Consider the following 22,198-nt stretch of genomic DNA (forward strand, 5'->3'; position numbering starts at 1 on the left):
AGCGCCTGCGGGCGCTTTTTTTTGTTGGAGGCGTGCCTAACCTATGTCCTGCCTTCGCTGTTATCGTCTGTTGACAACGTTAACTGTAACTTATATAATTACAGTAATGAATGACAAGTAACTTTCTTATTTTAATTGATGTGTACACAGAAAAGTTACAGTTAGTCGCATTCAACGATATGAACGATGGGCGGTGCATGGAGATGAGATTCAATGTTAGTGATTGGGTTCATGCGAAAACGGTCGAAGGCGAGATGGTATTCGGTTTTGTCGAGGCGGTGGATTCCGTGCAAGGCATCGTCACGATACATGTCGTCCACTCTGATCATGAGGAACGAGTCGGATTGGCGGCGACTGTCCGAGCCAGCACAGTGAAGAAAGTGCCGGATACGAATCTAGATGATGTTCGGGTTCCGGAGCTTATCGACCTTGCTTTGGCAACTTGGGACGAAGTTTGGTTCAGAGAGCTGACGGGAGGAGCGGTTGGTAATACGCCGAACGCATTCTGCTACGAAGGCGGAACGGCGCTTAAGATCATTCCGTCGAACCGGGTAAGCAAGTATTTGAGCTAAGAAGATGGGAGAAGCGGGCCTAGAGGCTCGCTTCTTTTCGTTCCCGGCATGCGATAGCCACACGAGAGATCGCTATGGTGGTGAAACAGCAGCTAGTTTGCCCAGTAACCACACGGGATGTGGCTATTACGCCAAATGAGGGTTCTCGGCACGCGATAGCCACACGAGAGATCGCTATGGTGGTGAAATAGCAGCAAGTTTGCCCAGTAACCACACGGGATGTGGCTATTGCATCAAATGAGGGTTCCCGGCATTCGATAGCCACACGAGAGATCGCTATGGTGGTGAAATAGCAGCAAGTTTGCCCAGTAACCACACGGGATGTGGCTATTACGCCAAATGAGGGTTCTCGGCACGCGATAGCCACACGAGAGATCGCTATGGTGGTGAAATAGCAGCAAGTTTGCCCAGTAACCACACGGGATGTGGCTATTGCATCAAATGAGGGTTCCCGGCATTCGATAGCCACACGAGAGATCGCTATGGTGGTGAAATAGCAGCAAGTTTGCCCAGTAACCACACGGGATGTGGATATCGTACCGCAAACTTCCAGCTGGCTTGCTCTTCATAGCAAGAAATACACGAATAATTCTAATGATTCGATATTATTTCACGTATACGCGTGCCATTTATGCTATATTGTTCATGTTATGCTTGGAAACCGGCTCTGCTGGCATGGAGGGAATAAGGTGCAGATCGTTAAAGATTTTCTGCTGAATGTACTCATCGTATCGCTGCCGCTCATTCTGTACCCTTTCATGTATCGCTTCTTCAGAGGGAAAAGGATTGCTTTTCAAACGATGCTGTGTGCGTTGTTTGGCGTGTCCATTCTGCTGACGATGTGTTTTCCGGTGGTGATGAATGGCCTTAATTATGATATGCGATCGATCCCGCTGACAATCGGAGCCTTGTATGGCGGAGGCTGGGTTGCGCTCGCGCTGTATGGCACGGTAACGCTGGGGCGAGAAATGCTGGGTTCAAGCGATTTGGGCTGGTATATACTTGCGTTCATACCCAGCTTCTTCTTTGTTCTAGTAGCTATACGGTGGTTCGAGAGAGCGAGATTGCGCCAAAAGCTGGGCATTGCGGTAGTGGTGTGCACGCTGGTTAAAGGGATTACGATCGTTTTGTTTCTTCAATTTACCGGCAGGCAGGATCGATTTTGGTCCCACTTGGAGGACACGCTGATCCTGTACGCGATCCAAGGCTTAATGGCGGCAGCGTTCGTATACGCGATTGAATTGGTGCACAGGCATTACCAGATGCAGGAAGAGGTCGTCAGAAGCGAGAAGATGAGGCTGGTCAGCGAGATGGCCGCTTCGGTAGCTCACGAGATTCGCAATCCGTTAACATCGGTGAAAGGCTTCATTCACTTGATGGGCGGGGCTGAGGTCAGCCCGGAGAAGAGAGCATTCTACAAGGATATTTGCTTCACGGAGCTGGAACGTGCGGAGAACATCATTTCGGATTATTTGTCCCTCGCTCGCACAGAGCCAGAGACGGTTGAGACGATAGACCTTAATGAGGAAGCCAGCTACCTGTCCAATATATTGCTGAATTACACGAACCTGAACAATATCAAATTGTATATTGCGTTGCAGGATTCCGTTCCGCTGCAGACGCGAGGAGACCGCTCCAAGCTCAGACAGGCGCTTATTAATATTGGCAAAAATGCAGTAGAAGCGATGCCCGATGGGGGCTCTCTGGAGCTTCGGACAGAGGTTCGCCTGGACAAAGCGACGCTGAGCATATCGGATACGGGCGTCGGGATGACGCCTGAAGGGATCGCGCGGCTGGGTACGCCGTTCTATTCGACGAAGGAGAAGGGTACAGGGCTTGGCACGATGATTTCGTTCAGTATTATTAAGAAGATGGACGGCAAAATTGAAGTGGACAGCGAGCCAGGGAAGGGCTCCAAGTTTACGATTATTTTGCCCAAGAGTGAGTATGCTTCAAAAAAACATTGACGGAATTATCTAAATCCGATAGGATTACTTGTATTAATGTAAATTTACATAAGCACAGTCAGAAGGGGAGAGAAATCATGAAGAGCAAGAAGCTTAGCGCAATGCTGGTATTGATGCTCGCGATTGTCATCGCGGCTACCGGCTGCGGTGTGGACAAAAGCAATACAGGCAATGGAGGCAGTGCAGCGGCAGAAATTGAAAATTTGCCGGCAGCGTTGAAGGAGAAGGGCGACATCAACATTAAGGTCATCCGTAAGATCGGCGGAGACGATCATACAGCGCAATTCCTGGCGGGAGCGAAGCAAGAGGGCGAGGCGCTTGGCTTTAAAGTGGACACGTTCTCCGCTAATGGCGACTCCGTAAAGTTCCTTGACGCCATCGATCAGGCTGCCGAAGGGGATGTGGACGCGGTTGTGCTCTCGCATGCCGACGTGGAGGCTTCGGTCGCAGCGGTCCAGAAGCTGCGTGACAAAGGCATTGAGGTCGTGGCGTTCGATTCCACGCCTGCAATTGGCGAGATTGAAGGCGTAACGCTCACGTCCCAGAAGGACGAGGCGCTTGCACAGCTCGCGTTGGACGAGCTTGTGAAGCAGCACGGCAACGAAGCGAAGATTGTATATCTATGGGTGGACGGCTTCCCGCCGATGGTTCGCCGCAATGCGGTGTACCAGGACGTGCTGGCCAAAAATCCTGGCATTCAAGAGCTGGCCCGCTTCGGCGTTGCATCCCAAAACACATCGGTCGAAACGCAAAACGCGGTAGCCGCGATGCTGGCCAAATATCCGAAGGGCGAGCTTGATGCGATCTTCGCGACATGGGACGCATTCGCGCAAGGCGCGCAGCGCGCTCTGGTGGAAGCGAACCGTACGGAAGTGAAGATTTATGGCATCGACGTGTCGAACCAGGATCTTCAGATGATGCAGGAAGAGAACAGCCCATGGGCGGCTACGGCTGCAGTCGACGCCAAGATGGTGGGCTCGGTTAACGTAAGAATCGCTGCCAAGAAGCTGGCAGGCGAAGAGACGCCAGCGACGTTCGATCTGGACGCTGCATTAATTACGCAGGAAGCGCTTGGCCAAGCCAGCGAGACGGTTAACGTTGCTACGCTTGCGGACATTATTCCGGGCTGGGGCACGACGGACGCCTTCGAAGAGGATTGGATCAAGGCTTTGAAGGAAGCTAACGGTAAATAATTAGCGTACCTGCAAGAGCAACATTTCATAGATTTGATGGTATAATAGGTTCAATCATGCTGGCGCCCTCGTCTATCGGATGAGGGCGCTGGACCTTGTCTGGGGAGGAAGGTGCGCCTCTTGGCGACTCACAATAGCAGCAGGCTTGCAATGAAAGGCATCTCGATCGCTTTTCCCGGCGTTCAGGCGCTTACCGAGGTGGATTTCCATACGGAGAGCGGGAGAGCGCACGCGCTGATCGGAGCCAATGGAGCCGGCAAATCGACGCTTATGAAAGTGCTCTCGGGCGCTTATGACCATTATACGGGTGAAATCACTATAGATGGCCAGCCTGTGCATATTCGCAGCCCGAAGGATGCGAAGGCTCACGGCATACAGATTGTGTATCAGGAAGTGGATACGGCTCTTATTCCTCATCTGACTGCTTCGGAGAACATTATGATGGAGCATACGATTCATGGCATGAAGGGCAAGCAATTCGTGAACTGGAGATCCATTCATCGCGGCGCGCAGGACGTGCTGGACCGGCTTAAGATGAAGGTGCCAACGAAGAAGCTCGTGCAGGAGCTTACACTCGCCGAGAAGCAGATGGTGCTGATCGCAAGATCGGTTTCCATGGACTGCCGCTTTCTGGTGCTGGACGAACCGACAGCACCGCTAAGCCGAGCCGAGACGGACTCATTGTTCGAGCTTGTTCGGCTGTTGAAGTCCCAAGGTGTAGGCGTTATCTTTATTTCTCATCGGCTGCCGGAGCTCTACGAGATTTGTGACGACATTACGATCATGCGAGACGGCAGGCTGGTCATTCGCGAGGAGCTTGCGGCAATGCCGCAGCAGGCAGTTGTGGAACATATGCTGGGCGCCAAGCTGGAGGGCCAGTTCCCCGCAAGGGCAAGCCGAGTCGGCGACATTGGCTTCGAGGCGAAGCATGTCCGTGACGACGGCAAGGTAAACGACGTGTCGCTGAATATTCGCAAGGGAGAGATCGTGGGCTTGGCGGGGCTTGTAGGCGCCGGCAAGACGGAGCTGTGCCGGGCGCTGTTCGGCGCTTCGGAGACGGCGAGCAGCGAGCTTGTACTGAATGGGAAGCGCATCAGCGCGAGCAATCCGCACGCAGCGGCGCGCGCCGGCATGGCGCTTATACCGGAGGAGAGACGCCGCGAGGGCATCTTCGTAGAGGAATCCGTTACGCTTAATATGACGGCTGCAAGCCTCAGCAAGTTCACGGGAGGGGGCTCCTGGATCAAGCGGAAGCAAGAGAAGCTTGCTACAGAGCGGGTGATTCGCGACCTCGGGGTGAAGACCCCGAATGCCGACGCCATGGTTCGGAATCTATCGGGCGGCAATCAGCAGAAGATTGCCATTGGCAAGTGGCTGCTGGCCGACGCGGATGTATACATCTTCGACGAGCCGACCAAAGGCGTCGACGTTGGAGCGAAGCGCGACATCTATAATCTGATTGCGGAGCTTGCTTCGCGGGGCAAATGTATACTGTACGCGTCCAGCGAGCTGTCGGAGATGTTAGGCATTACAGACCGCATCTATGTGATGTACGACGGCTCCATCCAGCGAGAGCTGGAGACGGCGGCAACTAGCGAGGAAGAGATTATGTTATACAGCACGGGAGGCGTGAAGTCATGAGTGGTGCCGGATCGACGCGGCGGGGCATAAGCGGGGGCGCAGTGCAATTTCTTTATAAGTATGGCACGTTAATTACGATTCTGCTGTTGATTGTGTTCTTCGGAACAATGACAGACAACTTCTTGAACTACAACAATATTATTCAAATATTACGGTTAAGCTCAATCGTTACCATTATCGCGATTGGATTGACGGTGTCGCTGGCGGTGGGGGGCTTCGATCTCTCGGTAGGCTCCACCGCTTCCATCGCGAACGCGCTGGTGATCTCCTTGTTCGTCTGGCATGGGCAGAGTATTGGGATTGGACTGCTGGTTACGGTTCTATTCTGCTTGATTATTGGTCTCGTGAACGCCTTCCTGGTTATTAACTTCAAAATTCAGGACATGCTGATGACGCTTGCGACGATGTTCGTATTCCAGGGCATCGCTCTGACCTACACAAGAGGCGCAACCATCTCGCAAAATATGATTATGCCAAGCGGCGACTTCGCAACCGGCGTTATTCCAGCCTCGTTCGGCGCGCTGGGCAAAGCGCCTTGGATTATTGTGATTATGCTGGTCGTTGTGGCCGTCGTACACGTGTTCCTGAATTATACGAAGCATGGGCGCTACATGTATATGATCGGCGGCAACGCCGAAGCGGCCAAGCTGTCCGGCATTGCCGTCAGCAAGTACAGGCTTGCCGCTTATTTGATCTCCGCCTTGTTCGCCGGGATCGGCGGCATCATTCTGGGAGCGCGCGTCATGACCGCCGAGGTAAACGCTGGCGCCCCTTATTTGATGGATGCGGTAGCTGCGGTGTTCATCGGGTATTCCGTGCTTGGCGTCGGCAAGCCGAACGCGCTGGGCACGTTTGTTGGCGCCTTGCTGATCAGCATTTTGTCCAACGGATTAATCATGCTGTCTGTCCCGTATTATGCGATGGATATTGTGAAGGGCTCCGTACTGGCCTTGGCGCTGGCGATCACCTACATCAAGACTCGAAGATAAGAGGAAATAGAGCAAGGGCAGCCCCGTCGCGCGATGCGTCGGCCAGGCTGCCCTTGCTGTATTAATGGAGCCCTTCGCCAGAGCGACAGCGCGCTCCGCTTATTGCTCCAGCTCCGTGAAATGGCCGCGATGCCGCTCGTAATTGGCCAGGCTGCACTCCAGCCTCATGCGGGTGCCGCCTTCCTCGTATTCGGTCGACAGCACATTGGCGTGCTCGTTGAAATACGAGACGAGGCGGCCTTGATCGTACGGAATCAGGATGTCGCGTGTGACGTAATCGTCAAATACCCGGCCGCGAATCAAATCGACGAGCTCCGCGATGCCCTGGCGCTCCTTGACCGACATGTAGACGCTGGACTCCGTGGAGGTTGGATAAGAATGATCGGTCAGATCGCATTTGTTGTAGGCATATACCATCGGGATGCTCTCTGTGCCAAGGGCGGCCAGCGTTTCGTTCGTTACATCCACAAGCTGCTCGTAATCGTCGTGCGCATAGTCCACTACATGGATCAGCAGGTCCGCTTCGGTCACTTCCTCCAGCGTGGAGCGGAACGCCTTGATCAGATGATGGGGAAGCTGGCTCACAAAGCCGACCGTGTCCGTCAGCAGGAACGATTTGTTATCGGGGAGGTCGATGCTCCGAACCGAGGTTTCCAGCGTCGCGAACAGCATGTTCTCCGCGAATACCTGCTTTGTTGTGTCCGGATCGTACGTCTCCAGCATGGCGTTCATGAGACTGGATTTGCCGGTATTCGTGTAGCCGACTAAACAGACAACGGGCATTTCGTTTTTCTTCCGCTTCCGGCGCTGCTGCTGTCTGGTGGCGACCAGCTTCTCCAGCTCCGCTTGCAGGGCGGTAATCCGCTCCTCGATCCGTCTGCGATCAAGCTCCAGCTTCGTCTCGCCGGCGCCTCTGTTCCGCAGTCCGGCGCCACCGCCGCCGCCTTGCCTGCCCAGCGACGCGCGAAGCCCGACGAGGCGAGGGAGGGAGTAGTGCAGGCGCGCCACCTCCACCTGCAGCTGCGCTTCGCGCGTCTTGGCGCGCTCTGCGAATATATCCAGAATAAGCATGGTGCGGTCCATAACCACACATTCGAGCTCCGCCTCCAGATTGCGGATTTGGGAAGGGGACAGCTCATCGTTGAAAATAGCGAGATCGGTTTCGAGACCTTCCAGCAAAGCGCGAAGCTCCTGGATTTTGCCCGTGCCGATGTAATGGGTGGCATTCACCTTCTCCGCCTTCTGGCTCAGCTCGCCAACGACCTCGATGTACCGTGCCGCCGCGAGGTTGCGCAGCTCCATCATGGAATAGGCGAAGTCCTTGTCCTTCTGCAGCTCCACGCCGACAATAACGGCTTTCTGCACGCGTTGTTCAATAATTTCTTGCATATAGGGATCGCCTCCTGGGCATATAAAGTGAGTTGTGGCAAAAAAACACAGGCATACGCCTGTGTTCGCAGCTGCAGCTTCTCATGGCTGCGGTTATTGCCATTGCCATGGAATGACATCAGTGTAGCATATGCCCTAGACGGGTTCAACACGGGGAAGCCTCCTGAGCGCTGTACATTTTGGTTATATGTATTCTTTCCCCCGCTGTCCGATAACCCTCCAATTCTCGGTCAGTCGAGCATGCCATTCCGGTTTGGCGTACAAGGCTTCAGCCAGCAGCTCGATCACCTCTCTATGAATGTGCTTGACGACGGGAGCGCCGATGAACATGTCATAGCCGCCTCCGCCATTCGCGCGGTAATGATTCATGACGACATCCAGCTCCTGTTCGAGCGAGAGGGGCTGGCCGCGGTACAGCAGCTCTGTCACACGCTCGCCCAGGGGGCGAGATATATCCAGCGTATACGTGATGCCCTCCCACATATCGTAATTGTAAGGCTGCGGCTTCGGTGACTGAAATTCGTCGCTGACTGCCAGCTCGCCCTTATTGTTAATGGTGAAATAACAAGCGCTCCGCTCCAGCGCTTCCTTCACTTGCCGGCCGTTCAGCCTGAGTACGGCAAGCGTGTTGGGATAGGGGTAATTGGCGGCAATATCTCGATCTGTGACGACGGGCCCAAAGCCTGGAGCGTGGTCGTCCATTAATGCCGTTAACGACACATCTACGCCTGCGGCCTCCATCTGTGCCTCGTTCAGCCATTGCACGAAGGGGTGCTTCACGCGCCTTGCTTCCTTGGGGTTGCGAATACGCATGTCGCCAATGATGCGGCCCAGCGGTCTGTTCAGACGGCTGGTAATGTCGGCTTCATAAGGGCGCAGCCATTCCGGTGCTGAAGCGGGCTCCGTGCTGTCTACAGGAATCAGGCGAGTGGATACCGAGGCGACAGTCCAACGGCCGCTGTCTGCCTGCTGCAGCAGAAGCTTGGCCTCGGCGACATTAGAGCCATGGGAACCTGGCTGCAGCACCGGTGTATGGCCGATACGCACTCCTTCGATCTGCCTGTGCTGATGACCCGTAAGCAGGACGTCAATGCCGTTAAGCTCCGTGCAGAGCCGGTAGCCTTCGTTCTCGCCGGTGAACGGCTCGGTGGCGGTGCCGCTGTCGGGATCGGCTTCGAACCCGCCGTGATAGGAGACAATGACAACGTCCGCCTTCTGCTCCTCACGCAGGAGCGGGATATACCGCTTGGCCGTCTCGACGGCGGACAGGAAGCGAAGCCCTTCGATATGCGCGGGTTGCTCCCATGCCGGAATGTATGAGGTGGTGAGGCCAAGCAGCGCGATGCGCGCGCCTTCCTCCGTCGTCCAGATGCGATAAGGTGTGCCGAACAACGGCTCGTTGGTGTCCTCCAGCACGATGTTGGCGGACAGCCACGGCGCGGGGAATTGCTCAGCGAGCCGAAGCGCGGTATGCTGGCCATAGTTGAATTCATGGTTCCCGGGGACAAAGGCGTCGCAGCCCGATTGGCGGAACCATTCTGTCATAGGGTGCAGCCGCGCCTCACCGTTCCTAAGATCGCTCATGATATAGTCGGCAAGGGGAGCGCCTTGATAGGCATCGCCATTGTCGAACCAGAAGAAGGAGCGGCCGAGCTCCCTTCTCCTTGCCTCGATCATACGAGCAAGCGCGTGCATACGGTTCAAATCCGACATGAGGGGATGGTGGCCCGGCGTGCAGCGGAATCCGTGCAGATCGCTTGTGGACCAGATGGTAATCGGTATATGGGAATGTGTAGACATATAGGCTTCTCGCTCCTTTGCAGACGGGTGCAGGCGCCACAGCCGGCAGCCCGCGGAATACATCGCAATTCGACAAGAAGCCCGCCAATCCTTGTTCTCAGCATGCTTTTACGAAAATTCAATACAAATGCGAAACAATTAAACATCAGTTGCCGTCTATAGAATAAAGCGTGATGCTAATTCTTCGGGGGAGTGGACAATATGCGCTGGATACCGGAAAAGGGCAGCGGTAAATGGTGGGGCTACGCGGTAATCTCAACGATAGTGGTAGGAGCGTTATTATGGCTGATTCGGTTCGGTCTGGCGGACCAGACGTTTACAGGCACACATGCCTTGCGTATGGTGCTGCTTGCGGCCGCATTGTCGCTGGTGTTTCATCTGGCAGGCTGGTTGGGGGCGCGCTGGCTCTGGGGCTTCTCGTCCGCGGGCTTATTGGCTGGGCTTGCTGCTATGACTGTATACGCCGGAGGAGACACAGGCTGGGAGGATCTCGCCAGCATGCTGGCTTTTTTCTTTCTGGTGGGGATCGGCATAGCGGCGGGTATTGTGGCGGAAATAGCGGCAGCTATTGTTCGCTATCGGCGCAAACGCTAGTGACAGGCCGTTAGCATGGTACCAAAGTGGTATGCCAATGTACTACCAATAGACAATATTCTGTAGTCCCGAAGTAGAAGGGGACGGATGAAGAGCTACCCGGCGGTGGCTCTTTTTTCTGTGTCCAAAACTATACTTCATAGTGATTTCGTGCTTTGGCTAATTTCGTATACTGGATATAGTAAAGTTGGCGGAATATGAATGGATCCAGACTGAAGCGCGGGGAGGGCGACAATATGCTGAAGAGAAGGGCAGCGGCAGGTTTAGCGAGCTTAGCCGCGGCGGCTGTCATTGGCATGAGTGCCGCGTATGCGTCCCTGGATGCGGGGAAGCAGCTGGAGGGCTGGTACAAAGGTGCGCTTCAACAGAGCAAGTCGACTGTAGAGAGCGTCATTGAAGGAGATCGGGAGGCGGCATTGGCTCATGTGGGGAGGCTGTCCCAGTCCCATATGGAAGCGGCTGAGAGGGCGATAGAAGCTGCGGCTTCATCGGCAGAGCGTCATGCTGCAGCCAAGCTGTCGGAACGGGAGCAAGCATACATGAAGCAGCTGGAAGCGGCTTCGGAGGAATGGCTGGGCCGCAGCGGTGAGCCGGGACAAGCAGCAACGCAATTGGAGCAAGCAGAGGAAGCTTTAAAGCAAGCGGCGGAGCTGGAGCTGGAGCAAGCGGCCGCAGATGCCATAGATGCATTATTGGAGCGCTAGATGATATACAGAAGCAATGAGGAGGTCCAACGAATAGTGGAACGGAATCGCCGAGCATCGAGAAGCAATGCAAGACGTCCTAAGGTTTGGGTCGCTATGGCCGTCGCGTTCGTTATGGCTGCTGCGCCGCTTGGCGTAGCGTATGCCGATCTTCATCTGGAGGGCAAGATGGACGCTTGGGCGCAGCGTCAAGTGGATACAGCGGTAAGCGCTTTGAGCGAGACTGTGATGTCGGAAACCGAAATACAGAAGCAGTATCTTCAGCAGCAGCTGCATGCGATGCTGGATCAGAAGTCCAACGAGCTGGCCGCGTATACCGAGGAGCAGCAGCGGCTTGCGGTTGAAGCGCTGCAAGCGCATGCCAATGGGCTGATTGCACATGCAAGCTTCGCCAATGACAACGACAAAGCGGCATACAGCCAGCAGCTATCGGCGATCCTCGCCAATGCGATGGCGGCCATGGATCAAGTAGGGCATTCTCCTGCGAGCATACAACCGGAAGAGGAAGCTCTCGAGCTTCTCCCCCAGGGACAGCAGCCAACTGTGGAGCTGGAAGAGGATGAAGCAATTGAAGAGGATACGGAGACGGAAGAGTTGCAGCAAGCGGAGGATCAGCCAACAGAGAGTCAGGGAGTGGAGGAGCAGCTGGAGCTAGAGGCGGAGCTGCACCTGGATGAACATAAATAAGAGATGACTGAGGGGGATCTCAATCATCTCTTCCTGTTAGTGAAAATAGCAAGCCGCTTCACTTCTAAGCCAGAGCGCCCAGCTTGTTGGAATGGAAGTAGAGAGCGGCTTTTGTGCGGTCAGACAAGTTAAGCTTGGCCAGCACCTGGCTCACATGCTTCTTGACGGTGTATTCCGTAATGTACAGCCGGTTCGCGATTTCCTTGTTGGATAAGCCTTCGCTCAAGCATTGCAGCACCTCATGCTCCTTCGACGTAAGCTGATGCTCGTTGTCCGGCTGCGCATCCTGAAGTCTGGGCTGCAGCAATTCGAAATCGTAATACTTCTTGCCCCGATGCACCGTATGTACGGCGAACAGCAGCTCTTCCGGATGAGAGTCCTTCAGAATTACGCCTTGCACGCCTATATTTAGCGACTGATCCAGCTCCGAGGGTGTCATAACGGAGGTCAAGTATACAAATTTGCATGTGGTGCCCGTCTTCATCAGCTTCTGGATGACGTCCAGTCCGCTCTGCTGATGGATGCGGTTGTTCATAATGCAAATGTCCGGGTGTTCTTTCTCAACAATTTCGAGCGCTTCCCTGACGTTCTCTGCTTCTCCGCATATGGAAATCGCAGAATCGCTGGATAGTATGGAAGTAATTCCGCGCCGAACTAACTGGAAGGGTTCTACTACTAGCACTTTCAGATTCATTGCCTTCCTGAGGCTCCTTTCAAGGGTTGGAGTAAGCCGTATATAGAGCTAAATACCTAAGAATAAAGTACTAGTACAAGTATACAGCCTCTTCCAATATATTTCAATGATTGGAAGCCTGTGAATGCATGAAGTGTGCCTAAAATGTTTTTAGCAAGGCTTCAGCCTTTCCGATAATGGCTCCGATCTGACCTTCATATTCATAAGCTTTCACTCTCTGAGCCAGAATCTGGCGCTGGTAGAGGAGCATGCGGGAGAGGGATAAGCTCGTGGCGGGGGCGTCCAGCTTGCGCACGTTCTGCAGCAATATCTTAGACTCCGTCACAAATAGCTTCTTGGTGCTGCTTGCGGAGCTTTTGGCTGCCTTGATCCTCGTTTCGGGCGTCTCTGCCGCGCTCAGCAGGTCGCGGACCGCCTTCATCTTGGCGGCAGCCTCCGATTTCGCTTTTTTCAAGGCGGCTTCCTTGGCGTCGATGCTTGCATTAGCGGCCTTAACGGCCGCTTTGGTTATCTCGGCCTGCGCGCTGGCGAACGCGATAAGCTCCTTATTCTTCGACACTTTGGCGATGCTCAGCTGGGATTTGTGGGTGCTGTAGAGCTCGAATAACGGCTCGTATCGGCGCTCGGTCTGCTCCAGCGAGAGCTCCAGTGACCGGAGCTTCGCGGAATCAATGGACTTGATCTCCTTGCGGAGGGAGGCGGAGCGCTCTTCATTCTTATAATGCAGAGCGCTGATCTTCTGGTCGAGGCTGATCTCCTGCCCCTGGAGAGCCTGGAGCTCCGAATAGCTTCGCTTCAATTCAGCGGCGGCTTTGGCGTCCGCGCCAGCGACCATTCGGTCGAAGGACGACTTCGCGGTGGGGGAGAGCTCGAACGGAGCGGCGAAGGCATAGCTGGCTAAGGATAAGAGGATAACAGCGGACAAGCAGACGGCACGGACAACAAGCGAACGATACATAATAGGGAAAACCTCCTTTTGGCATAGTACGGACAACACAAAAAGCACCCGCAAGGGAGACGGAGAACGTCTCGCCCTGCGGGTGCTTCCCGCTTGTCCGAACATCAGTTTCCATCACTATACCGCATCGGTTGTTGATGGTCAAGCAAATATAAAGAATTCTTATTTAAGCCTTTACGTTATAGGCGCGAAGCGTTTTTTTAACTATACTTAAGTGAAAAACGGATAGGGGATTGAGCCATGAAGTATAAAATCGTATTTTTTGATATCGATGGTACGTTAGTCAATGAGAACAAAGAAATTCCGGCGGATACGATTGAGGCGATTCAGGAGCTGAAGGAAAGCGGCGTAGAGCCGGTCATCGCGACTGGCAGGGCTCCTTATTTCATCAAGCCGCTGGCGGAGAAGCTGGGGATCGAGTCCTTCGTATGCTTGAACGGCGGCTATGTTGTCTACAAGGGGCAGCCTCTGTACCGCAAGACGATTGAGAAGAAGGCGCTGGAATCGCTTGTTGCGCTGGCGGCGCAGCATGAGCATGGGCTTGTATTCGAGGGCGAGCATCAATTCTATTGCGACCGGGAGAATCATCCCTTTATTACGGAGGCTGTGCAGTCGCTGAAGGTTGATCTGCCGGGCTACAATCCCGACTTCTGGCGCACAGATGATATTTTCCAGGTATTCCTGCATTGCGAAAGCCATGACGAGCCTCTCTACGAGGCGTTGAAATCCGACTTTACCCTAATTCGCTGGCACCCGCAGGCGATGGACGTGCTGCCGGCCGGCGGCTCCAAAGCCGAGGGTATCGCGGCTCTGCTGGATAAGCTGGGCTACACTGAGGCGGATGCCGTTGCGTTCGGCGACGGGCTGAACGACAAGGAAATGCTGGCTTACGTCGGCTTCGGCGTAGCCATGGGCAACTCCAATCCTGAGCTGCTGCCGTACGCGGATTTCGTGACGACTCATGTTGATGAAGGGGGCATCCGCAACGGCCTCATCGAAGCGGGTTTGCTGCCGGTTCGTTCGGCGTAAGCGAGGCTGCTTTTTTTCGCTCTCACCAAACGATGATTGCCCACGTACAATAACCTAGACATTTGACGATGCTTGGGGGAAGAGGCGTGATTGTAATCTCGGATGGCAGCCCCGTTCAGTTTCCGCCGCGAATGCTGACGGAGCTGGAGAAGAAGACGCTGCGGAGGAAGATGAATAGTCCCGTGATGTACCGTTATCCCAGCCTGGAATCGCTGTTGTTCGAGCTGAAGATGCGGACCAATATTGTGGAGGCGGCCAAGTCGATGTATGCCAGCGGAGTCAGCTTCGCCACCTTCACTAATTCCCGGGCGAACGACAGGTATTGGACGCGAACCCCGAACGGCGGGTTTCTCCTGAAGCCGGGCGTTCCGCCGGCCGTGGCTGTCAGCGATATTTTTGAGAATGGGCAGCTGTACGCCTTCGAGTGCGCTACCGCTATCATTATCATGCTGTACAAGGCGGTTCTTGAGACGATAGGGGAGGACGCCTTCAACCGGCATTTCCAGAGGCTGTTCCTGCGGGACTGGCAAACGGACAGAGATTTGCCGTTAATTACACATCACAATTTAGGGGAAACCTACGCGGGCGACGTGCTCTACTTCAAAAATCCTGATCATCATCCCGACACGCCGGAATGGCAAGGGGAGAATGTCATTATGCTGGACGATAATCTGTTCTTCGGACACGGCATTGGGATTGGATCGGGATCGGACATAATCGCCCAGCTGAATAAGGCGAGAAGGCCGGGAAGCTTCATATCGGCTTATCTGCAGGACTTGATTCTGCTGCCGGACTATGAGGCGGTGCGGCTGCTGTCCATGCGCGAGGACGAAGCGGAAGCGGTGCCCGCAGGTTAATGAAAGCTTAACGGCCAGGAAAGGAAACAGCGACAGTCGAGAAGGCGCAGGTGCGAGTCCTGTGCGCTCGATGTCGCTGTTTTTGTGTGCGCCCTAGGACGCGTGCTGCGGCTCCTCGAAGGTCATGCCCTTCTTGTCCACGGTTACCTTCTTCATAAGGATTGGCTGCAGCGGCATATCGTTGCCGTCACGGTCTTGATTCACAACGACATCAGCAGCCTCCATGCCTTCCACAACCGCTCCGAACGCGGCGTATTGCTTGTCCAGGAATATGGAATCCTCTACGACGATAAAAAACTGTGAGCCCGCGGAATCCGGAGCGTTGGACCGGGCCATGGAGATTACGCCGCGCTTGTGGCTCAGCTTGTTCTCGAAGCCGTTATTCGTGAACTCGCCCGGTATGGAGTAGCCAGGGCCGCCGGTGCCATTGCCGTCGGGATCGCCGCCCTGAATCATGAACCCCGGAATGACGCGATGGAACATCAGACCATCATAGAAGCCCTTCTCCACGAGCGATATAAAGTTGTTGACGGTGTTGGGAGCAACCTCCGGATACAGCTCCACCTTAATGACCTGATCGTTGCTCAGCTCTATGGTGACAAGCGGATGCTTGTCCGAGCCAAGCAGCTCAGGCTCGTTGGACGCGGTTTCCGTCGGAGCGGGTGACGGCGAAGCGGCGCCGCCGCCTTGCTCCTGTCCCGCGTTGTTCGTTGTCCCGCTGCCCTGGTTCACACCGCAGCCGGATGCCGCCAGCACGAGTGCCAGCAGCACAATGGCATATAAGCCAAATGAAGTTTTGAAACGTTTCATGACCAAATTCCCTCCTGATGGATGTCAATTGCCGCCGAGCTCGGCATGATTTTCTAGCATCCATCTTATCATAATCGCGGGAGGAAAATCTAACCTTCACAGGCGTCGGCAAGCTCAGCTCTCATCCTCTGTCATGGCCGGAGCCTTCACCCTATGCAGCAGCTCGCGCATAAGCGCGAGCAGCTCCACGCCTTCCTCCTTAGTCGCGTTCAGGCCAGCGACAAGCTTCTCTGGAATGCAGACGGCTTTCTCCCGCAGCTGGCGTCCTTGCTCTGTCAAGGTGACGATAACGCTGCGCTCGTCGTGCTTGTCGCGCATCCGCGTCAGAAGCCCTGCGGCCTCCAGCTTCTTCAGGAGAGGGGTCAGCGTGCCAGAATCCAGATAGAGCCTGGCGCCAAGCGCGCTTACCGACACCTCGTCCTGCTCCCACAGGGCAAGCATCGTGACATATTGGGTATACGTCAGGCCGAGCTCCTGCAGGAGCGGGCGATATAGCTTCGTAATTTCGCGGGACGCCGCATAGATCGAGAAGCAAATCTGATTGTCCAGCTTCAGCGTGTCATCCGTATGCATGTAATCCTCCATCGTTCAATTCAATTGTATTAAATTTAATATACGGGATGGCGGATTGCGCTGTCAACGAATCGGGATCACGTCCTTATTCCAGCGTGACCCCGATGCCGAGCTCCATGCTTCTGCGCACTAACCAGTCGGCGACGGCAACGTCGAATGCCGCCATGCCCATGGGACAGAAGAGGACGGACCTGGAGGCTGTATGCAAGTCCCGAAGCCTCCCGCGCAGCGCCACATCGCCAAGCGTAATGGCGGCTTCCTGGCTCAGCCCCGCCTCGCGGTGAAGGAGCTCGATATCGGTATTCTCCCTGCACACCTCCTGCCAGTCGTCCACAACGACGATTGGAACAGCAGCGATTGCAGCCAGCGTATAGTCTCGCAGAGAAATATCGAGCAGAAGCGTGCCGGGCGCGGGCGCGGCATGAATATATCGGTTGTCGCTTACCGTACACGTGATCACGACATCGCATGCCGCATACAGCGGCTCCCAGTCTGACGTCACGCGTACGCGGCCGACCTCCCAGCCGGACAGCGTTCGTTCGCTGGCGAGCTGCCAGTCGACGCCGCGAATATCGTACAGATAGAGCAGCTCCATATAAGGCTTGAAAAGCTGCACGAGCATATCGGCATGAAATCTGCCGATAGGTCCCCACCCGATAATGCCTACGCGGAGCGACTGAGGAGCCGTCTCGCCGCGGCTTGCGATCCAATGCTTCAGCATGAGACCGCTGACGGCCGCCGTTCTTGCGGCGCTGACGGAGGGCGCATTTAGAACGGCCGCCGGAACGCCTGTGTCGGCATCGTTCAGCAGCGTGATGCTGTGAGCTCTCGGCAAGCCTATGCCGGGATTGCCGGGGAAGCTCGCAATCCACTTCAGTCCGGCGGCCCGAATGCCGCCGCCGATATAGGCGGGCATGGCAATGATGCGATTGCGGGGATCGCCGTACCTTAGATAAGGCTTCAGAGGCTGGGCGTAAGCGCCCTGCTCCATCGTCTCCAGCGTCCTTCGAAGCACGCCGGTCAGCTCGTTCCATCCGAATCCGACGGCATGAATATGCGATTCATTCAAATAGAGCAAGGTGAGCCCCCTCCTGCTGGCGGAAGCGAATGCCCGAACTGCTGGAGCATCCACTTGTCGTTGAATACGGTGTCCATGTAACGCTCGCCGCGGTCATGCAGCATCACGACGCATACCGAACCGTCCGGTATGCGGTCCATAAGCGAATGAAGAGCGGCGATACATGCTCCGGAGGATGGACCGGCAAGGAGGGATTCCGCCTTAGCAAGCGCTCGGCAGGCCATCGCCATATCCCGATCCTTTACAGTGACCGCCAGATCCATGAAGCGCTCCTGTCCGAACGGCGGCACAATGCCTGCTCCAAGCCCGGGAAAGCGGCGAGGGCCTTTGTCTCCGCCTAGTATGACGCTGCCCGCCGCATCCACGGCAACAACCTTGGTGCCGAGCCCGTGATTCCTAATATAAGTGGAGCAGCCGAGCATCGTCCCGCAGGTGCTGACGCCGCCAATCACATAATCGACGCGAGGCAGCGCATGTGCGATCTCTGCCATCGTGCCGTTGGCATGCGCCTGCCAGTTATGGGGATTCCCGTACTGGTTAGGCCAATAGCTGTGGGGCCATTCACGCAGCAGCTGCTCCACGCGCGCCAGCCGGGCGGGAAGATATTCGCCCGTCACGGGATCGGGCTCTGCCACGTACGACACTTCGGCTCCGAAGGCTTTCATTATCGCGATGTTCTGCGCTGTCGTTCTGGGATCAATCACGCTGATGAATCGTATCCCCAGATAGGAGCAGATGGCGGACAAGCTAATGGCCATATTGCCGGAGCTGGACTCGACGACTACAGCCCCCGGAGCCAGCTCTCCGCTCTCAAGCGCGGCACTTATCATACGCCGCGCAGTCCGATCTTTGGCGCTTCCGGTGGGATTCATGAGCTCCAGCTTGCCATACACGGTTATGCCGCGATCATTCGGGAACAGCCGATCGAGGGGGAGCAGCGGCGTGCTGCCGATTCGATCCAGCCAGCCTGTCGCCATGGCCGCATCAACGCCTTTCATTGATATAATTTTTTGGCTTTGACACCGCCCGCAGGCAGCCGATTCATAGAGCCGACAGCTAGAACCTGGATTCCCCCCAGCAGGCCGTTGCGGATCATCAAGCCGATATCATCTATGCTGTTCTCCACCTCGGAGCGGATGGCGAGCAGCTTGGTTTCGTCCAAATGCTCACCCGCCAGATAAAGCGTCAGCTTGTTGTCGGCCATGCCGACCCGCAGCGATACGTCAGTGGCATGACGGTAGACCGCTTCTTCAATATCGTACAAGCTGATCTTCTCCCCATGCTTGAACTCGCGGCCGATACGCTTTGTAATGCCGCGAAAGGTATAAAGCAGCCGTCCATCGCGCTCAATAGTCCGAAAATCGCGTACGACGTCATACGTCACGTAACGGATGACGGGGAAGAGAGAGCGCTGTGTCGAGGTTATGACGAGAACGCCTTCGTCAAGGCTGAGAGGCTCAAGCTGGTCATCAACCAGCTCGGCGGGGAGCGACTCGCCGATCATGCCTTCGGCCAGAACATAACGGCCGAGCCCGTGGTCATAAGCGGCGATTGCTCCCGCTTCAATGGAGCCGTATGTGTCCAGCACGTCCCCTGGCTGAAGGCCAAACCGCGCAGCTATGCGGGACTGCCACTCCGGCGAGGCGAGCTCCCCGACCAGAATGAGCTTCCGTATCCCCAGTTCGCGCGGATGGGGAGCCGCTTCGGCAATCGCCTCCAGAATGGAGGGCATCGTGTACAGCAGCTGCGGCTGGAACGCGGCCAGGCGAACGACGTGCTCCTGGATGGGAGCGGTGAACGGAATGGCCTCTCCCAGGCAGCCCATGCTCTCGAAGATGGCGAGCGCCGTACTGGCCGCGTGACCGGTTCCCAGATCGGCCATCGCCCTCCGGATGCCATGGTTCACGCCAAGCCATGCGGCGTAGCTGGAGCGCTTCGCGGCCATGTAGCGTCCCTCGTCCTCCTCGGAGTAATAGATTGATTTCCGTGTGCCCGTTGATGTGCCGGAGGTGCGGTAGACGGACAGTCCCGCTTCATGCCGCGGCGGCTGTGAATAATAATGCTTCTCTAGCAGCGCAGATCCCAGGAGCGGCAGCCGCTTCAAGTCAACAGACTCCCGCAGCCCGAGCCTGATACCGGCCTCGCCGAGCAGCTGGCCGTACCAGGGATGGAGCGCGGCTATTCGGCGCAAATGGTTCTGAAGCTCACTCAGCAAATCGGTCATCGCTCCAGTTCTCTCCTTCGAGCATCTCAATATGGTTACTACAAGCATATGTGCCGCCGTGGAGTTGGTTCGGCGATGACGACAGCGGCCTAAAGCGCTTTTCCACTTTTTTCGTATAGTATGAATAAGTACGGTTATTTGTTAGAGCAATCGCTAGATATGCAATACGCCTGGATCCCGCGGGCGAGAAGGGAGTTCGGTGGAGGACAATGCCTAAGCTTGAAGGGAAAGCTAGCAGGAGAGGTTATCGAATTTCTGATAAATGGGCCAAAACAGTTGTTCTATTAAGAGACGCGGGCTTGCGCCCGCATATTCCGGAGACGAGAAGGCTGAGCCGTGCGACGCTGAGCAGAATGCTGGACAGCTACCAGATGGTATACGTGAAGCCTACCCACGGCTCGCTGGGCAAGGGTGTTATGCGAGTAGAGAAGGCAGACGGCGGAGAATACGTCTATCAGCTGGCGGGGGTGAGACACTCCTTCCGCAGCTTCGACGGCCTATACCATTCCATCAGGAGGGATGCGGGCGGCAGAAGCTATCTCGTACAGCGAGGCATTCACGCGCTCAAATACGAGGGAAGAACGTTCGATCTGCGCCTTGTGGTGCAGAAGTCGCCGTCCGGCGGCTTCGAGGCGACGGGCACGGTGGGACGTGTGGCGCATCCGGGCAAAATCGTAACAAACGGCAGCCAGGGAGGCACGATTCTGACGGCGGAGCAGGTGCTCTCTCCGTATACGAGTCCCATGCAGAGAGCCCGGCTGAAGAAGCAACTGGACGGGTTGGGGCTCTCGACAATCAAGTCGCTTCGCCGCCGCTATCCGAAAATGCTGGAGATAGGTCTCGATATTGCCTTGGACCGCAATCTGAAGCCTTGGATTCTGGAGGTCAATACGACGCCTGACCATTGCCCGTTCGCCATCCTGCCAGATCAGACGATGATTCGCAGAATTATCCATTATGGGAGAAGCTATGGCCGCACGTACCCGCTCCAATGCAACAAAGCGAAGACAATTCTGTAAGGTCCAATACAAACGAACGGAGCGCCATGCGTGGGCATGCGCTCCGTTCGTTTTGCCGGCTATGACGACTTGGCGGCTATGGAGAAGATAACCTGCTTCTGCTTGCTGTCGATCAGAATGCTGATGGAATCCGTGCCAATTACCGCATGGGTCTGGATGATACTCTCACCCTTCTCCACCTTGGCGCACACCTCGCTGAACAGCTGCTTGAACGCGATCGCGTTATAGCCGAACAAGCCGTTGGCGAATTGCTCCACCACCTCCATATTGCGGGCAAGCGAGCCCTCGCGGAGCCGCATGGTTACGCCATAGGTGTTGTACTGCGGATCGAGCCAGATTGACGCTTCTTCGTTAATGGCCGACGAGACACTTGCTCCCGCCGTCCCGCCGCGCACACTGTCCTTCTCCGCTTGATCCTTGTAGAGCCTAAGCGTGGTGCCGAACAGATCCTGATTGGTTCCGCGCAGGCCCGCCGCGACCAGCAGCGATTCATAGGCGTCCCACATCCGCTTATCCGGGAAAATGATGATTTTGGTGCCGCCTCCCTCCGTGGGGACGATTCGCTCCAGCTTGTCCGGCGACACCTTAACGGTCTTGCGCTTGGATTTGTCGGTGAGCCGCTCCAGCAGGATCAGCGCTTGCGCGCGAGTGACCTTCTGGCCAACGCCAAAAAATCCGTTGGGATAGCCCTCCATAATGCCTTTGACCAGAGCTTCGGCGATGAAACGCTGCTCCCGATCGGTGGCGCTGGTGATGTCGCCGTAAGACTGAGCCATCTTCTGTCCGAAGCTGCTGTCCTCCAGAAATTCCGTTTCCTGCAGCGTATAATAAATAACCTCGGCTACGTTCTCGCGGGTCATATCCGCCTGAAAGTCGACGTAACGATCCTTGTTCAGGAAATGCAGGTCGCTTGCGATGCTGATGAACTCCTTGGCCCAGTAGCCCGACGTGCTTGGTTTGAAGGTAAAGTAGCGGTAATCCTGCTTCAGTATGGCCTGGTTCTCAAGGCTCAGCGAGCCCACGAAATCCGCATCCCAGCTGCGGGAGCCGTTCGGGTGCAGATCGCTGTACGATAGAATAAGCATTTTGACGAATTGGTCGACCTTCACCGGCTCTTCCGGGCGGAAAGTCCCATCCGCATACCCCTCCAGAATGCCTCGGCTGACCATTTCGTTAATCGTAGGCTCCGCCCAATGCCCTCTGGTATCGCTGAAGATGGATGCTGAGACTGCCGCGCTGGCCCGATCGTTCGCCGTAGGCGGCTGAAGGGCCGCGAGAACGAGCGCGAAGCCTGTTGCAAGTAACGCCAAACGTTTCATTAGTATAGAATCCTCCCGGGTACGATATTTTCCGACATTCTTTAGATAACCATATATGGCCAGAATTGAGAATGGGCTGTACGGCACAACCTGCGGCAAGC

Annotated in this window: 21 protein-coding genes; 11 read left to right on the forward strand and 10 right to left on the reverse strand. The window is 55.7% G+C overall.

All coding sequences use genetic code 11. The annotated features are described in order from the left end of the window. Positions 1-203: 203 nt before the first annotated feature. The 5 genes from AB1S56_RS04255 to AB1S56_RS04275 all read left to right on the forward strand — a co-directional run bounded on the left by AB1S56_RS04255 (position 204) and on the right by AB1S56_RS04275 (position 6,362). On the forward strand, positions 204-572 hold the full coding sequence (locus tag AB1S56_RS04255) for a hypothetical protein (RefSeq protein WP_340870602.1): 369 nt from the start codon (positions 204-206) through the stop codon (positions 570-572). Between the two features lie 689 nt (positions 573-1,261). Further along, positions 1,262-2,539 (forward strand): ATP-binding protein, encoded by a 1,278-nt coding sequence (locus AB1S56_RS04260; protein WP_340870601.1) that lies wholly within the window; start codon positions 1,262-1,264, stop codon positions 2,537-2,539. A gap of 77 nt (positions 2,540-2,616) precedes the next feature. Continuing rightward, positions 2,617-3,732 (forward strand): sugar ABC transporter substrate-binding protein, encoded by a 1,116-nt coding sequence (locus tag AB1S56_RS04265; RefSeq protein WP_340870600.1) that lies wholly within the window; start codon positions 2,617-2,619, stop codon positions 3,730-3,732. Positions 3,733-3,882: 150 nt separating this feature from the next. Further along, the gene (locus tag AB1S56_RS04270; protein ID WP_340870624.1) at positions 3,883-5,373 is read left to right on the forward strand and encodes a sugar ABC transporter ATP-binding protein; all 1,491 of its coding nucleotides are present in this window, start codon (positions 3,883-3,885) and stop codon (positions 5,371-5,373) included. After that, positions 5,370-6,362, forward strand: a complete 993-nt coding sequence (locus AB1S56_RS04275) for an ABC transporter permease (protein ID WP_340870599.1) — start codon at positions 5,370-5,372, stop codon at positions 6,360-6,362. Before AB1S56_RS04270 ends, AB1S56_RS04275 begins: the two co-directional genes overlap by 4 nt. A 99-nt stretch (positions 6,363-6,461) precedes the next feature. Here AB1S56_RS04275 and hflX read toward each other — a convergent pair whose 3' ends face one another. Together hflX and AB1S56_RS04285 are read right to left on the reverse strand one after the other, a co-directional pair. Then, complete coding sequence (gene hflX / locus AB1S56_RS04280; protein ID WP_340870623.1) at positions 6,462-7,739, reverse strand: GTPase HflX; 1,278 nt, start codon at positions 7,737-7,739, stop codon at positions 6,462-6,464. A 195-nt stretch (positions 7,740-7,934) separates the two neighbouring features. Further along, positions 7,935-9,551, reverse strand: a complete 1,617-nt coding sequence (locus AB1S56_RS04285) for a bifunctional UDP-sugar hydrolase/5'-nucleotidase (protein WP_340870598.1) — start codon at positions 9,549-9,551, stop codon at positions 7,935-7,937. Between the two features lie 201 nt (positions 9,552-9,752). Here AB1S56_RS04285 and AB1S56_RS04290 point away from each other — a divergent pair, with 201 nt between their 5' ends. From AB1S56_RS04290 to AB1S56_RS04300, 3 genes are all read left to right on the forward strand, one after another. After that, complete coding sequence (locus tag AB1S56_RS04290) at positions 9,753-10,145, forward strand: hypothetical protein (protein ID WP_340870597.1); 393 nt, start codon at positions 9,753-9,755, stop codon at positions 10,143-10,145. A gap of 236 nt (positions 10,146-10,381) precedes the next feature. Continuing rightward, the gene (locus tag AB1S56_RS04295) at positions 10,382-10,849 is read left to right on the forward strand and encodes a hypothetical protein (protein ID WP_340870596.1); all 468 of its coding nucleotides are present in this window, start codon (positions 10,382-10,384) and stop codon (positions 10,847-10,849) included. A 36-nt stretch (positions 10,850-10,885) separates the two neighbouring features. Continuing rightward, positions 10,886-11,536: a hypothetical protein gene (locus AB1S56_RS04300; protein WP_340870595.1), complete on the forward strand. Its 651-nt coding sequence runs from the start codon at positions 10,886-10,888 to the stop codon at positions 11,534-11,536. A gap of 64 nt (positions 11,537-11,600) precedes the next feature. Here AB1S56_RS04300 and AB1S56_RS04305 read toward each other — a convergent pair whose 3' ends face one another. Together AB1S56_RS04305 and AB1S56_RS04310 are read right to left on the reverse strand one after the other, a co-directional pair. Beyond that, the gene (locus AB1S56_RS04305) at positions 11,601-12,230 is read right to left on the reverse strand and encodes a response regulator transcription factor (RefSeq protein WP_340870594.1); all 630 of its coding nucleotides are present in this window, start codon (positions 12,228-12,230) and stop codon (positions 11,601-11,603) included. A 139-nt stretch (positions 12,231-12,369) separates the two neighbouring features. Then, a complete protein-coding gene (locus AB1S56_RS04310; protein WP_340870593.1) occupies positions 12,370-13,188 on the reverse strand; it encodes a hypothetical protein in 819 nt (272 codons plus the stop codon). Between the two features lie 240 nt (positions 13,189-13,428). Between AB1S56_RS04310 and AB1S56_RS04315 the strand changes: the two genes are divergently transcribed. Beyond that, the gene (locus AB1S56_RS04315) at positions 13,429-14,217 is read left to right on the forward strand and encodes a Cof-type HAD-IIB family hydrolase (protein ID WP_340870592.1); all 789 of its coding nucleotides are present in this window, start codon (positions 13,429-13,431) and stop codon (positions 14,215-14,217) included. A gap of 86 nt (positions 14,218-14,303) precedes the next feature. Further along, entirely contained in the window at positions 14,304-15,074 is a 771-nt protein-coding gene (locus AB1S56_RS04320) for a protein-glutamine gamma-glutamyltransferase (protein ID WP_340870591.1), read from the forward strand. Between the two features lie 93 nt (positions 15,075-15,167). On the opposite strand, the gene AB1S56_RS04325 is transcribed toward AB1S56_RS04320, so the two are convergent. From AB1S56_RS04325 to AB1S56_RS04345, 5 genes are all read right to left on the reverse strand, one after another. After that, positions 15,168-15,884 (reverse strand): peptidylprolyl isomerase, encoded by a 717-nt coding sequence (locus tag AB1S56_RS04325; RefSeq protein WP_340870590.1) that lies wholly within the window; start codon positions 15,882-15,884, stop codon positions 15,168-15,170. A gap of 114 nt (positions 15,885-15,998) precedes the next feature. Further along, complete coding sequence (locus AB1S56_RS04330) at positions 15,999-16,457, reverse strand: MarR family transcriptional regulator (RefSeq protein WP_340870589.1); 459 nt, start codon at positions 16,455-16,457, stop codon at positions 15,999-16,001. 85 nt (positions 16,458-16,542) lie between these two features. Beyond that, complete coding sequence (locus tag AB1S56_RS04335) at positions 16,543-17,535, reverse strand: 2,3-diaminopropionate biosynthesis protein SbnB (RefSeq protein WP_340870588.1); 993 nt, start codon at positions 17,533-17,535, stop codon at positions 16,543-16,545. Continuing rightward, positions 17,523-18,512: a 2,3-diaminopropionate biosynthesis protein SbnA gene (gene sbnA / locus AB1S56_RS04340; RefSeq protein WP_340870587.1), complete on the reverse strand. Its 990-nt coding sequence runs from the start codon at positions 18,510-18,512 to the stop codon at positions 17,523-17,525. Before sbnA ends, AB1S56_RS04335 begins: the two co-directional genes overlap by 13 nt. A gap of 17 nt (positions 18,513-18,529) precedes the next feature. Next, the gene (locus AB1S56_RS04345; RefSeq protein WP_340870586.1) at positions 18,530-19,759 is read right to left on the reverse strand and encodes an AMP-binding protein; all 1,230 of its coding nucleotides are present in this window, start codon (positions 19,757-19,759) and stop codon (positions 18,530-18,532) included. A 209-nt stretch (positions 19,760-19,968) separates the two neighbouring features. Between AB1S56_RS04345 and AB1S56_RS04350 the strand changes: the two genes are divergently transcribed. Continuing rightward, positions 19,969-20,778: a YheC/YheD family protein gene (locus AB1S56_RS04350; protein WP_340870585.1), complete on the forward strand. Its 810-nt coding sequence runs from the start codon at positions 19,969-19,971 to the stop codon at positions 20,776-20,778. Between the two features lie 59 nt (positions 20,779-20,837). Here the strand turns inward: AB1S56_RS04350 and AB1S56_RS04355 are convergent, their stop codons facing one another. After that, the gene (locus AB1S56_RS04355; protein WP_340870584.1) at positions 20,838-22,097 is read right to left on the reverse strand and encodes an S-layer homology domain-containing protein; all 1,260 of its coding nucleotides are present in this window, start codon (positions 22,095-22,097) and stop codon (positions 20,838-20,840) included. Positions 22,098-22,198: the final 101 nt, after the last annotated feature.

Source organism: Paenibacillus sp. PL2-23 (assembly GCF_040834005.1).
Taxonomy (GTDB): domain Bacteria; phylum Bacillota; class Bacilli; order Paenibacillales; family Paenibacillaceae; genus Pristimantibacillus.